Origin of the sequence: Brevundimonas sp. (assembly GCF_036405315.1) — a bacterium.
Classification (GTDB): domain Bacteria; phylum Pseudomonadota; class Alphaproteobacteria; order Caulobacterales; family Caulobacteraceae; genus Brevundimonas.
The window spans coordinates 1-12,500 of the sequence record NZ_DASWXW010000025.1 but is presented as its reverse complement, the minus strand read 5'-3'; the positions used below and the strand labels follow the sequence as shown (position 1 = coordinate 12,500).

At 68.8% G+C, this 12,500-nt stretch carries 11 protein-coding genes; 4 read left to right on the top strand and 7 right to left on the bottom strand.

The features are described 5' to 3' along the window. Positions 1-105 precede the first annotated feature (105 nt). From VGE49_RS01750 to astB, 3 genes are read left to right on the top strand one after another with little or no spacing between them, the layout of a single operon-like run. Positions 106-1,113 carry an arginine N-succinyltransferase gene (locus VGE49_RS01750; protein ID WP_331032868.1) on the top strand — a complete coding sequence of 336 codons (1,008 nt, stop codon included), beginning with the start codon at positions 106-108 and terminating at the stop codon, positions 1,111-1,113. 14 nt (positions 1,114-1,127) lie between these two features. Next, entirely contained in the window at positions 1,128-2,546 is a 1,419-nt protein-coding gene (astD, locus tag VGE49_RS01745; RefSeq protein WP_331032867.1) for a succinylglutamate-semialdehyde dehydrogenase, read from the top strand. Continuing rightward, positions 2,543-3,880 carry an N-succinylarginine dihydrolase gene (astB, locus tag VGE49_RS01740; RefSeq protein WP_331032866.1) on the top strand — a complete coding sequence of 446 codons (1,338 nt, stop codon included), beginning with the start codon at positions 2,543-2,545 and terminating at the stop codon, positions 3,878-3,880. The genes astD and astB overlap by 4 nt, the downstream gene beginning before the upstream one ends. 210 nt (positions 3,881-4,090) lie before the next feature. Here the strand turns inward: astB and phhA are convergent, their stop codons facing one another. Both phhA and hspQ read right to left on the bottom strand, forming a co-directional pair. Beyond that, positions 4,091-4,966 (bottom strand): phenylalanine 4-monooxygenase, encoded by an 876-nt coding sequence (phhA, locus tag VGE49_RS01735; RefSeq protein ID WP_331032865.1) that lies wholly within the window; start codon positions 4,964-4,966, stop codon positions 4,091-4,093. Between the two features lie 72 nt (positions 4,967-5,038). After that, positions 5,039-5,353 (bottom strand): heat shock protein HspQ, encoded by a 315-nt coding sequence (gene hspQ, locus VGE49_RS01730; RefSeq protein WP_331032864.1) that lies wholly within the window; start codon positions 5,351-5,353, stop codon positions 5,039-5,041. 145 nt (positions 5,354-5,498) lie between these two features. Here hspQ and VGE49_RS01725 point away from each other — a divergent pair, with 145 nt between their 5' ends. Then, positions 5,499-6,614, top strand: a complete 1,116-nt coding sequence (locus VGE49_RS01725; RefSeq protein ID WP_331032863.1) for a Ppx/GppA phosphatase family protein — start codon at positions 5,499-5,501, stop codon at positions 6,612-6,614. Here the strand turns inward: VGE49_RS01725 and VGE49_RS01720 are convergent. Genes VGE49_RS01720 through gyrA form a run of 5 tightly spaced genes read right to left on the bottom strand, consistent with a single transcriptional unit; the run spans position 6,587 to position 12,486 of the window. Further along, the gene (locus VGE49_RS01720; protein WP_331032862.1) at positions 6,587-7,471 is read right to left on the bottom strand and encodes a peptidylprolyl isomerase; all 885 of its coding nucleotides are present in this window, start codon (positions 7,469-7,471) and stop codon (positions 6,587-6,589) included. The genes VGE49_RS01725 and VGE49_RS01720 overlap by 28 nt on opposite strands. A 24-nt stretch (positions 7,472-7,495) precedes the next feature. Continuing rightward, positions 7,496-8,338, bottom strand: a complete 843-nt coding sequence (locus VGE49_RS01715) for a peptidylprolyl isomerase (RefSeq protein ID WP_331032861.1) — start codon at positions 8,336-8,338, stop codon at positions 7,496-7,498. 14 nt (positions 8,339-8,352) lie between these two features. Then, a complete protein-coding gene (gene coaD / locus VGE49_RS01710) occupies positions 8,353-8,835 on the bottom strand; it encodes a pantetheine-phosphate adenylyltransferase (RefSeq protein WP_331032860.1) in 483 nt (160 codons plus the stop codon). A gap of 52 nt (positions 8,836-8,887) precedes the next feature. Then, on the bottom strand, positions 8,888-9,688 hold the full coding sequence (locus VGE49_RS01705; RefSeq protein ID WP_331032859.1) for an aminotransferase class IV family protein: 801 nt from the start codon (positions 9,686-9,688) through the stop codon (positions 8,888-8,890). Positions 9,689-9,717: 29 nt separating this feature from the next. After that, on the bottom strand, positions 9,718-12,486 hold the full coding sequence (gyrA, locus tag VGE49_RS01700) for a DNA gyrase subunit A (RefSeq protein ID WP_414643584.1): 2,769 nt from the start codon (positions 12,484-12,486) through the stop codon (positions 9,718-9,720). Positions 12,487-12,500 lie beyond the last annotated feature (14 nt).

The window sequence follows — 12,500 nt, the reverse complement described above, 5'->3', positions numbered from 1 at the left end:
TCGTCGAACGCGCCCAACTGTCCGCCCTGATCCTGTGCAAGATCGCCTCGGGCGAGATTGACGCGTTGAAACTGAAACAGCTCCGACTGGAGACCATGTAACCGCATGCTCGTTGTTCGCCCCGCCGGTCCCGCCGACCTTGATCACCTGCTAGAACTGGCCATCCTGTCCGGCCCTGGCTTCACCAGCCTGCCCGAAGACGCCGACGTCCTGAGCGAGCGTCTGGAACTCAGCCAGGCCAGCTTCGAGGGCCGCGTCCCGCCGCAGGAGGCCTGGTACACCCTGATGCTGGAAGACGGCGACACGGGCGACATCGACGGCATCGGCTCGGTCAAGGCGACGGTGGGGCTGAAGCGCCCCTTCTTCTCGTTCCGCGTGGTCAACAACATGGTCCAGTCGCCCTCGCTGGGCATGAAGCTGAACCATCAGACCCTGGTTCTGGTCAACGAATGCACCGGCTGGACCGAGGTCGGCTCGCTGTTCCTCAAGGCCGACCGTCGCAAGGGCGGCGCCGGGCGTCTGCTCAGCCAGTCACGCTACATGCTGATCGGGGCCGAGCCGGAGCTGTTCGCCGACAACGTCCTGGCCGAACTGCGCGGCGTGTTCACGCCTGACGGTTACTGCCCCTTCTGGGACCATGTGGCGCACAAGTTCTTCCCCATGGACTTCGACGACGCCGACCGCATGAGCGGCTCGACCGACAAGCAGTTCATCCTCGACCTGGCCCCGCGCCACCCGATCTATATCGACCTGCTGCCCGAACCGGCCCGCGCCGTCATCGGCAAGGTCCACCCCCAGGGCGTGCCCGCCATGGCCCTGCTGGAATCCGAGGGCTTCCGCCCCAACGGCCTGGTCGACATCTTCGACGCCGGTCCGACCGTGGCCTGCGGCCGCGACAACATCCGCACCGTCCGCGACGCCCGCGTCCTGACCGCCCGCATCGAGAAGGATGTCGAGGTCGAACTGCCCTCCCTCGTCTCGACCGACAGCGTCTCGGCCTTCCGCGCCGTCCGCGCCCGCGTCCTGGTGGACGGCGACAGCGTTCACATGACGCCCGACGTCGCCGCCGCCCTGAAGATCAAGGACGGCGCTGTCGTCCGCGTGAAATCCTGAACCGAGTACCCGCCATGACCCGTTTCACCTCCACCAACCCCGCCACCGGCGAAACCGTCTGGGAAGGCGAAGCCGCCACCACGGAACAGGTCGGCGCCGCCGTCGAAGCCGCCCGCGCCGCCTTCCCCGACTGGGCCGACCGCCCGCGTCAGGACCGCATCGACGCGGTGAAACGCTATCAGGCCGTCCTGAAAGAGCGCGCCCCCGAGATGGCCGAGGCCATCGCCAGAGAAACCGGCAAGGCCCTGTGGGAGACCAAGACCGAACTGGCCTCGATGGCGGGCAAGGTCGACATCTCGATCCGCGCCTATGACGAGCGCACCGGCGAGCGCAGCAGCGAGACCGCCTTCGGCCGCGCGACCTTGCGCCACCGCCCGCACGGCGTCTCGGCGGTGCTCGGCCCGTTCAACTTCCCCGGCCACCTGCCCAACGGCCACATCGTCCCGGCCCTGCTGGCGGGCGACACGGTCGTGTTCAAGCCGTCCGAGCAAACGCCCCTGACCGGCCAGCTGATGGCCGAATGCCTGGACGCCGCCGACCTGCCCAAGGGCGTGTTCAACATGGTGCAGGGCGGACGCGAGACCGGCGCGGCCCTGCTGGACCAACCCATCGACGCCCTGATGTTCACCGGCTCGGGCGCGGCCGGCGCCCACTTCCGGCGCAAGTTCGCCGACGATCCCCACGTCATCCTGGCGCTGGAGCTTGGCGGCAACAACCCGCTGGTGGTCTGGGACGCCGCCGACGCCGAGGCCGTCGCGGGCATCGTGGTCCAGTCCGCCTTCGTCACCACCGGCCAGCGTTGCTCCTGCGCGCGCCGCCTGATCCTGCCGGAAGGCGCAGCGGGCGACGCCGTCGTCGAGGCCGTGGCGGCCATGTCCGACCGCCTGAACTTCGCCCCCTGGGACAGCGACCCCGAGCCCTACGCCGGGCCGCTGATCTCGGAAACGGCCGCCAGCAACGCCCTCGCCGCCCTGCAGCAACGCATCGACGCGGGCGCCAAGGTCATTCGCGCCTCCGGCCCCGTCGACAACCTGCCGGGCGCCTTCGTGAAGCCCGCCATCATCGACGTCACCGGCCTGAACGTGGCGGACGAAGAGATGTTCGCTCCCTTCCTCCAGGTCATCCGCGTCCCGACCTTCGACGCCGCCGTCCAGGCCGCCAACGCCACCAAATACGGCCTGTCCGCCGGTCTGGTTTCGGACGACGCCAGGAACTGGGACCGCTTCATCAACCGCATCCGCGCGGGCGTGGTGAACTTCAACCGCCCGACCACGGGCGCGGCGGGCGACATGCCCTTCGGCGGCCTCGGCGCCAGCGGCAACCACCGCCCCAGCGCCTATTACGCCGCCGACTACTGCGCCTACCCCGTCGCCAGCTTCGAGGCCGGATCGGTCAAGAACATCGAGAGTGAAATCAAGGGACTGCGCGGATGATCCCAGCGGTCGAAGCCAACGCCGACGGCCTAATCGGCCCCACCCACTCCTACGCGGGGCTGTCGCCGGGCAACCTCGCCTCCAGCCTGAACAAGGGCGAGGCGTCGAACCCGCGCGCGGCGGTGCTGCAGGGCCTCGACAAGATGAAACGGCTGGCCGACCTGGGCCTGCCCCAGTTCGTCCTGCCCCCGCACGAGCGGCCCAATATCCCCTTCCTGCGTTCGCTCGGCTTCTCGGGGAACGACAAGACCGTGCTGGCCAAGGCCTGGCGCGACGCCCCGGCCTTCGCCGCCGCCGCCTGCTCGGCCTCGCCCATGTGGGCCGCCAACGCCGCGACCGTGACCCCCAGCGCCGACGCCGCCGACGGCCGCGTCCACTTCACCCCGGCCAACCTGCACACCAACCTTCACCGCTCCCTGGAGCACCAGCAGACCAGGCGCGCCCTGGCCGCCCTCTTCCCCGACGCGAGCAAGTTCGCCGTCCATGACGCACTGCCCGCCGTCGCCCACCTGGCCGACGAGGGCGCCGCCAACCACGTCCGCCTCTGCGCCGAGCACGGCGGTCGCGGGGTCAATCTTCTGGTCTGGGGCCGCGAGGCCTTCGAGCCGTGGGACGGCCGCTTCCCCGCCCGTCAGACGCACGAGGCGTCGGAGGCCGTCGTCCGCCGTCATGAGGCCGGCCGCCCGGTCCTGGCCCAGCAGTCGCGCGCGGCCATCGACGGCGGCACCTTCCACAACGACGTGGTCTGCGTCGGCGCCCTGGACACCCTCTTCTTCCACGAACTGGCGTTTGAAGACACGGACGCGACCAAGGCCGCCATCCGCCGCGCCGCCGACGGCCTGTTCGAGCCGCAGTTCGTCGAGGTCTCCGCCGCCGACCTGCCGCTGGCCGACGCCATCAGCTCCTATCTGTTCAACTCCATGCTGATCCAGATTCCGGGCGAGGACCGCCTGACCCTGATCTGCCCGACCGAGACCCGCGACAACGCCCGCAGCCACGCGGTCGCCGAACGCCTCGCCGCCTCCAACGGCCCCATCGGCCGGGTCGAATACGTCGATGTGCGCCAGTCGATGCGCAACGGCGGCGGCCCCGCCTGCCTGCGCCTGCGCGTCGTCCTGACCGACGACGAACTGGCCGCCACCAACCCGGCCATGCGCCTGACCGACGAACTGCACGCCCGCCTGTCGGACTGGGGCCGCCGCTGGTATCGCGAAACCCTGACCGCCCACGATCTGGCCGACCCCGCCCTGCTGGACGAGACGCGCAGCGCCCTGGACGACCTGACCGGCATCCTCGGCCTCGGAACCGACTTCTACCCGTTCCAGCGGGTCTGACCGGACTCTCCTCCCCCGTTCACGGGGGAGGATCGCCCACGCATCAAAGCTCAGCGCCGCAACCCCAGGAAAACATGGGGTTTGCAGCCGCCCGCCCCCCATTTCCTCGCCGGCCCTTCGCCGCGCGCCATCATCCCCTCCCAACCAAGGCCAGAGGGGGGGATTTCAGACTCATTAGACGAATTGGACTCTGTTTTTCAGCCGCCGTCGTCAGGCCGCGAACCGCCCGCCCTTGGCCGCATAGGCCTGGGTCCCGCGCGTAAACACCTGATCGCTGGGCAGGATCGTCTCGATCGGCAGGTCCTCCGCCCCCTTCAGCCGTTCATAGATCGGGCCGAAGTCCTGCAGCGTGATTTCCTTCAGCTTCTCGATGCTGTCGATGACGAAATAGACCTGCTGGAAGTCGTCGATCCGATAGAGGGTCTTCATCACCCGCTCCAGGTCGAAGCCCAGGCGGTTGGGCGAGCCGTCCTCTAGGCAGAAGACGCTCTCGGTCGCCGAGGAGACGATGCCCGCGCCATAGATGCGAAGGCCGTCGGCCTCCTTCATCAGGCCGAACTCGACCGTGTACCAGTAGAGGCGCGCCAGGTTCTTCAGCATCCCCAGCGACGCCGCCCGCTGCCCGCCCTTGCCGTAGGCCTCCATATAGGCGGCGAAATCGGGGTCGGTCAGCATCGGCACATGGCCGAAGACGTCATGGAAGATGTCCGGTTCCTGCAGGTAATCCAGCTGATCCGGCTTCCTGATGAACTGGCCCGAAACGAAGCGACGGTTGGCCAGATGGTCGAAGAAGACGTCGTCGGGGACCAGACCGGGCACGCAGACCACGGTCCAGCCGGTCAGGGCCTGCAGCTTGGGGTTCATCTCCTCGAAGTCGGGGATGCCGCCCATGTTCAGGTCCAGCGCGTCCAGCCCGCGCATATAGGCCTTGCAGGCCCGCCCCGGCAGGATCTTCATCTGCCGGGCGTAGAGGGTGTTCCAGGTCTGATGCTCGACGTCCGTATAGGCCCCCCAGTTCTGGGGGATGGTCCAGTCGGCGGCCGCGCCTTCCGGCGGCGTTTCAAAAACGTGTTCGAAATCGGACATGGGAACGCTCCTCTCGGCTCTGACGGCCGTTGCGGGCAGATTAGCGCGCCATCGGGTTGTCGTCACGCACGTCTATTGCAGCCTTTGCGACCGCGGCGCGTGACGCCCCTGGGCGTCGATGGTGAACCATTCGCGCTCGTCCTCAAGGGACAGGGGTTCGATCTCGGGCGTCGCCACCAGGGCGTCTTCGGCGGCGTAGGCGATCACCCCGCCCTCGATGTCCGCGATGAGGATTCGGTAGAAGGGCTGATCGCTGGCGACCACGCCCGTCTCTGCGGCCGGGCCTGCGTAGGTGGCGTCCACATCCATGACCAGGCCGTGAAAGGCATGGTCGCGATGCCGGACGATCTGTCCGAGGCCGAACCGGGCTGTGTGAACCTGGGTCATGCTGCAACCAATACGCCTGACGAGTTGAAGCGGATGCATCCGCGCCGTTCATCAATGCGACAGAATGTCTTGGCTTGACCGCTTGGGCCGGTTTAACCTGATCGGGACGGGCGCCGCTTTGGACCGCCCACATGAAAGCTCGGCCATGCCGGAGACCCCTGGCGCGCCTGCACGGCGCGACGCGCGGTCCCAGCCCACGAAGTCCCGCGATTCGGGGACTTCCGGTCGCGATGCGCCCCTCTATGGCGCGCTCGACCTGGGGACCAATAATTGCCGCCTGCTGATCGCGCGTCCGGCGCGCGACGGGTTCCGGGTGGTCGACAGCTTCAGCCGCATCGTGCGGCTGGGCGAAGGCCTGTCCCGCACCGGCCGCCTGGACGACCGCGCCATGGATCGGGCCTATGACGCCCTGGCCCTGTGCGCCGAGCGGGTGGCCCGCAAGGGGCTGGACGCCAGCCGCCTGACCGCCGTCGCCACCCAGGCCTGCCGCGCCGCCGACAACGGCGCGGCCTTCATCGAACGGGTCCGTCGCGGCACCGGCCTGAAGCTCAAGATCATCGACCCGGCCGAGGAAGCCAGCCTCTCGGTCGCGGGCTGCCTCAACCTGTTCGACCCGCGCGCCGAGGCGGTTCTGGTCATCGACGTCGGCGGCGGCTCGACCGAGCTGTCATGGCTGACGCGCGGCGCGCGCGGCTTCGAAAGCCAGGGCTGGATGTCGGCGCCCCTGGGCGTCGTCACCCTGGCCGAACGCCACCCCGAGCCCGCCGGCGACACCGAGGCCTGGTACGAAGCCATGGTCGCCGACGTCGGCGCCATACTGGCCACCGGCGGCCCGAACGACGAGCGCGTGCGCGGCCTTTTCGAGAGCGGGAAAGTGCACATGGTCGGCACCTCGGGCGCGATCACCAGCCTGGCGGGCATCCACCTGGGTCTGCGGCGCTATCAGCGCGATCTGGTCGACGGCCTGTGGATGACGCGCGCCGATTGCGAGGCGGCCGCCCTGCGGCTGAAGACCCTGGGCCCTGCCGGACGGGCGGCGGAAAGCTGCATCGGCCCCGACCGCGCCGACCTGGTGCTGGCGGGCGCCGCCATCCTGGAGGCCGTGCAGCGCGCCTGGCCGTGCGAGCGGGTGCGCGTCGCCGACCGGGGCCTGCGCGAGGGCCTGTTGCTGCAAAGGATGCGCGAAGACCGCCAGAAGTCCCGCCGACGCCGTCGCCGGGGCCGCTCGAATGGTCAGGCGGCGGGCGCCCCGGCCACCTGAACCGGCAGGTCGATGTCGCAGACCGAGAAGTCCGCCCCCCTGGCCTGACGCGCCGCGTCGGCCAGGACCCGGAACTGCGGCGAGGCCGTATCCAGAACCTGAACCTTAGGCCGCTCGGCCTCGGGCAGGTCGGACGCGACCCGGACCCGCGTCATGCGGTCGGGTTCGGTGACGATGCCGTCGGGGTTGGGGCTGAACTTCAGCGCCCGCACCACGTCCAGCCCCGACACCACGCGCCCCCAGATGGTGTAACGCTTGTCCAGCGAGGGATAGGGCTGCCGCATCAGGAAGAACTGGCTGTTGGCGCTGTCAGGCGCCTCGTCGCGCGCCATGCCCGCCACGCCGGGGCAATACAGCCCCCAGGCATGAACCTTGTGATCCGCCGTCGTGGCCATGAAGGCGTCGGGTTGGGTCTGAACCGGCAGGGAATGCAGGAAGCCCAGCACCGCCCCGGCGGGCGCCGCCACCGCCGTGAACGGGGTCTGGCCGTCGCGACGGAAGGTGAACTCCGCCTTCAGATCGGGATAGGGGCTCTGGCCCTCGCCGCTGCCGAGGGGATCGCCGGTCTGGGCCATGAACTGGTCGATGACCCGGTGCCACAGCAGGCCGTCGAAGAAGCCCCGCCCCGCCAGCAGACGGATGCGCTCGACATGGCCCGGCGCGACCTCGGGGGCCAGCTCAACCAGAATGCGGCCCTTGTTGGTGTCGATCACCAGCAGGTTTTCAGGCGAAACCGCCCGCCATTCGGACACCGAAGCCGTCGCAGGGACGGCGGCCGGCGCCGCCTCCTGCGCCCAGGCCGTTCCCGCCGACAGCATCAGGACGGACGCCGCCGCCAGACCCATTGAAAAGCGCATCCCAACCCCTCCCCGATCAGAAAATCAGCCGCCCGTGACCTGCACCACGGGCTGCACGTCGCAGATGCCGAACTGGGCGCCGCGCGCGGCGCGGGCGGCCTCGACGGCGGCGTTGAAAGGCGCCGAGCCGGGCACGGCCACGCGCACGCTCGGGCGCTGCCCTTCCGGCAGGGCCGAGGCCAGTTGCACCTTGGTCATGACGTCGGCGCCCTCGCCGACCTTGCCGTCCTCGGCGTCGCTGCCGGGCTTCAGCGCCTTGACCACGTCCAGACCCTGAACCACCCGGCCAAAGGTCGTGTAGCCGCCGTTCAGCATGTCGTTCTGGCCCGTCATCAGGAAGAACTGGCTGTTGGCGCTGTCGGGCGATCCGGCGCGCGCCATGCCCACCACGCCGGGGCAGAACAGGCCCCCGGCCGTGGTCTTGAAGTCGGCGGTGACGAACATCTGGGCGTCGGGCTGGGTGGCGATCGGCAGGCTGCCCATGACGCCGCGCAGGCCGGGGCCGCTGTTCTCGACCGGCGCGAAACCGCTGTCGCGCCCGCGCCGGAAGCTGAACTCGCCCTTGACGTCCGGCAGGTCGCTGCCGCCCGCGCCGGTGCCCTGGGGGTCGCCGGTCTGGGCCATGAAGTTCGGGATCACCCGATGGAACTTCAGCCCGTCATAGAAGCCGCGATTGGTCAGAGCGCGGATGCGCTCGATATGGTTCGGCGCGGCGCGCGGTTCCAGCTCGACCAGGACCCGGCCCTTGGAGGTGTCGATCACCAGCAGGTTGTCGGGCGCAACCGTGCGCCATTCTGCGGCCTGAGCGACCGCGCCGCCCGCGATCATCGAGACCGCCGCGGCGGCCAGAAGCGTCTTGAGGTTCATGTCTATCCTGAAATCTAACGCTGCACCTTGGCGCGCACCTGGGCGGCGACCGCCGGGCTGACAAAGCTTTCGATCGCCCCGTCCAGACGGGCGATCTCCTTGACCAGCCGCGAGGCGATGGCCTGATGGCGCGGATCGGCCATCAGGAACACGGTCTCTATGTCGCTGTTGAGGCGCTGGTTCATGGCCGTCATCTGGAACTCATACTCAAAGTCCGCGACCGCGCGCAGGCCGCGCACGATGACGTTGGCGTTCACATCCTCGGCGAAATGCATCAGCAGACTGCTGAAGGGACGCACCTCGATGTCGGCGTTGAAGCGCGCGACCTCGGCCTTCAGCATTTCGACGCGCTCGGCGGTCGAGAACAGCGGCCCCTTCTCGTCATTCTGGGCCACGCCGATGACCAGACGGTCGACCAGCTTGATGGCCCGCCCGATGATGTCCATGTGGCCGTTCGTGACCGGGTCGAAAGTCCCCGGATACAAGCCGATGCGCATGGCCTTCGCCTCCCCGCGTTTCGTTCCGTTTAGCAGGTGCGAAATCAACGGCCTAGATTTTCTGACGCGGGTTTGATCGCCAGACGTCGGTCAGCCTCGCGACCACAGCCTCCGACGTGGGAAAAGCATGGTCTTCGATAGCGGCGACAGCGCAGACAGGCGTGGCGCTGTTGCAGATGAAGGCGGCGTCGAAGGTCGACAGATCGGACAGATGCACCGGGCGCGTCACGCTGCTCAGGCCATGCCCGACCAGTCCGCGTTCCAGCAGCGCCTGCCCTGTCCCCGCAAGCATGGGCGCCTCGGGCCAGACAACCGTCTCGCCCTGGATGAAGCCGATGTTCCAGATGGAGCCTTCGGAAACCCGCCCCTCGGCGTCGATGAACAGGGCGTCGTCGAACCCGGCCTGAACCGCCTGACGCCGCGCGCGGGTCAGGCCGAAGGTGGCTGCGTGCTTCAGATGCGGCGCTTCGCGGGCATAGACCTGGGTCTGGAGCCTTAGCGGCGTGGTCAACGGCGCCGCGGCCGGCGACAAGGTGGTCAGGACGCGCGGCTGAACCACCGCATCGGGCGCCCGCAGACTGATGGCGTCCGAGAACAGGTTGACCCGCAGGCTGAACCGACCTGAACGCCCGTCCAGCGCCTGATGCATCCGCTCGCGCAGCAGGGCCTCGGGCACGGCGACGCCGAACAGGTCGACGGCCTCGGCCTCCAGTCGGGCCAGATGCAGGTCCAGGCCCCTCGCCCCGCCGTCCTCCACCTGCATGGAGGTGAAGGCGCCGTAGTTGGACTGGACGAAATGGCCCAGGTCGGCGGCGCCGACGGGCCGGCCGTCGATCTGCATTTCAGCCGTCATGCAGACCTCCGGCCTGGCGGAAGGGCCGATCAGCCCTCGGCGCCCTCTTCCGTCGTGGTCTCGTCCGCGCCGTCGTCGTCGCCGCCCGAGTCGGGCAGGCGCTCGACCGAGACGACCTTCTCGTCCTTGCCGGTGCGGAAGATGGTCACGCCCTGGCTGGAACGGCCGACGATGCGGACCTGGCCGACCGGGGTGCGGATCATCTGACCGCCGTCCGTGACCAGCATCAGGTCGTCGCTCTCCTCGACCGGGAAGGCGGCGGCCAGACGCGTGCCTGCACGACCGCCCAGGCCGTGGGCCGTCAGCCCCTGCCCGCCGCGACCCGTGCGGCGGTATTCATAGGCCGAGGACCGCTTGCCGAAGCCGGTTTCCGTGACCGTCAGGATGAACTGCTCGGCCGCGCCCAGTTCGGCGATGCGCTCGACGCTGAGGGCGGCGTCGCCCGCCTCCTCGTCGTCCGCCTCGACCGGAGCGACGTCTTCTTCGGCGTCCGCGCCGACCAGGGCCTTGCGCATGGCGTTGGCGTGCTTGACGTAGGCGGCGCGTTCCTCAGGCGAGGCGTCCACCCGGCCCAGGATGGCCATGGAGATGACCTCGTCCCCGTCCTGCAGGCGGATGCCGCGCACGCCGGTCGAATCCCGGCCCTTGAAGACGCGCACGTCGTCGGCCTTGAAGCGGATGGCCCGACCCAGCGCCGTTGTCAGCAGCACGTCGTCCTCGGCGTTGCAGAGGGCCACGCCGACCATGCGGTCGCCGTCTTCCAGCTTCATCGCGATCTTGCCCGCGCGGTTCACCGTGGCGAAGTCGCTGAGCTTGTTGCGCCGCACGTCGCCCGACTTGGTGGCGAACATGATGTCGTAGTTGTCCCACTCCGACTCGTTCTCGGGCAGCGGCAGCACGTTCATGATGCTGTCGCCCGGCTCGATGGGCAGCAGGTTGACGAAGGCCTTGCCGCGCGACTGCGGATTGCCCAGCGGCAGACGCCAGGTCTTCAGCTTGTAGGCCTTGCCGTTGGTGGCGAAGAACAGGACCGGGGTGTGGGTCGAGGCCGAGAAGACGCCCGTAATGGCGTCCTCGTCCTTCATCGCCATGCCGCTGCGGCCCTTGCCGCCGCGATGCTGGGTCCGATAGGCGTTCAGGGCGACGCGCTTGACGTAGCCGCCGTGGGTGACGGTGACGACCATGTCCTCGCGCGGGATCAGGTCCTCGTCCTCCATCTCGGCGTCGCCTTCCCCGATCAGGGTGCGGCGCGGAACAGCGAACTGATCCTTAACCAGCAGCAGGTCTTCGCGGATGATGGCCAGGACGTTGGCGCGGTCCGACAGGATGGTCAGGTGACCCTGGATGGTGTCGGCCAGGCCGCGCGCCTCGCCGAAGATGTCGTCGCGGCCCAGGCCCGTCAGACGCGACAGGGTCAGGGCCAGGATGGCGCGCGCCTGTTCGTCGGTCAGGCGGATCTTGTCGCCGTCCACCAGAACCGTGCGCGGGTCGGCGATCAGTTCGACCAGGGCCATCATATCCCCGACCGGCCAGGCCTTGGCCTGTAGCCGCTCGCGCGCCTCGGCCGGATCGGCCGAGCTGCGGATGATGTGGATGACCTCGTCGATGTTGGCGACGGCCACGGCCAGACCGACCAGGACGTGGCCGCGGTCGCGGGCCTTGGCCAGCTCGAACTTGACGCGGCGGACGACCACTTCCTCGCGGAACTCGAGGAAGAGCTCCAGCAGCTTGCGCAGGCCCATCTGCTCGGGACGGCCGTGGTTCAGCGCCAGCATGTTGACGCCGAACGAGCTTTGCAGCGCCGTATAGCGGAACAGCTGGTTCAGGATGACATCGCCCGAAGCGTCGCGCTTCAGCTCGATGACGATCCGCATGCCCTGTCGATCGGACTCGTCGCGGACGTCGGAAATGCCCTCCAGACGCTTCTCGCGCACCATTTCGGCGATGCGTTCGATCAGGGTCTGCTTGTTCACCTGGAACGGCAGTTCGGTGATGACGATGGCCTCGCGATCCTTGCGGATCTCCTCGACCGAGGCGCGGCCGCGCACGATGACCGAGCCGCGTCCGTCGCGCAGGGCGTTACGCGGCGCGGTGCGGCCCATGATCTCGCCCCCCGTCGGGAAGTCGGGGCCGGGCACGATGTCCAGCAGGGCCTCGTCGCCCATGTCGGGGTTGTCCAGCAGCGCCACGGCCGCGTCGACGACTTCGCCCAGGTTGTGCGGCGGGATGTTGGTCGCCATGCCGACGGCGATGCCGCCCGCGCCGTTGACCAGGAGGTTCGGAATCCGCGCCGGCAGGACGACGGGCTCCAGCTCCTTCTCGTCGTAGTTCGGCTGGAAATCGACCGTGTCCTTGTCGATGTCGGTCAGCAGGGCCACCGCCGCCGGGGCCATCTTGGCCTCGGTGTAACGCATGGAGGCCGGCATATCGCCGTCGACCGAGCCGAAGTTGCCTTGGCCGTCGACCAGCATCAGCCCCATCGAGAAGGGCTGCGCCATTCGCACCAGCGCCATGTAGACCGAGGCGTCGCCGTGCGGGTGGAAGCGACCCAGCACGTCGCCGACCACGCGCGCGCACTTCGAATACGACCGCTCGGGCGTCATGTTCAGGTCGTGCATCGAGTAGAGGATGCGACGGTGAACCGGCTTCAGACCGTCGCGCGCGTCCGGCAGGGCGCGGCTTACGATGACGCTCATGGCGTAGTCGAGGTAGGAGCGTTTCAGCTCGTCCTCGATCGTGATGATGGAGATGTCGCCGGGCGCCGAAGGTGCGGCGTTGTCGTAGCTGTCGTCGGTCAAGGAAATCAGGCTTT

Bases quoted from the DNA above. Each gene is read 5' to 3' on its own strand.
- VGE49_RS01715 (WP_331032861.1), bottom strand. From the start codon at position 8,338: ATGAACCTCAAGACGCTTCTGGCCGCCGCGGCGGTCTCGATGATCGCG.
- phhA (WP_331032865.1), bottom strand. From the start codon at position 4,966: ATGTCCGATTTCGAACACGTTTTTGAAACGCCGCCGGAAGGCGCGGCC.
- VGE49_RS01705 (WP_331032859.1), bottom strand. From the start codon at position 9,688: ATGACGGCTGAAATGCAGATCGACGGCCGGCCCGTCGGCGCCGCCGAC.
- VGE49_RS01750 (WP_331032868.1), top strand. From the start codon at position 106: ATGCTCGTTGTTCGCCCCGCCGGTCCCGCCGACCTTGATCACCTGCTA.
- VGE49_RS01725 (WP_331032863.1), top strand. From the start codon at position 5,499: ATGCCGGAGACCCCTGGCGCGCCTGCACGGCGCGACGCGCGGTCCCAG.
- astD (WP_331032867.1), top strand. From the start codon at position 1,128: ATGACCCGTTTCACCTCCACCAACCCCGCCACCGGCGAAACCGTCTGG.
- astB (WP_331032866.1), top strand. From the start codon at position 2,543: ATGATCCCAGCGGTCGAAGCCAACGCCGACGGCCTAATCGGCCCCACC.
- VGE49_RS01720 (WP_331032862.1), bottom strand. From the start codon at position 7,471: ATGCGCTTTTCAATGGGTCTGGCGGCGGCGTCCGTCCTGATGCTGTCG.
- coaD (WP_331032860.1), bottom strand. From the start codon at position 8,835: ATGCGCATCGGCTTGTATCCGGGGACTTTCGACCCGGTCACGAACGGC.
- hspQ (WP_331032864.1), bottom strand. From the start codon at position 5,353: ATGACCCAGGTTCACACAGCCCGGTTCGGCCTCGGACAGATCGTCCGG.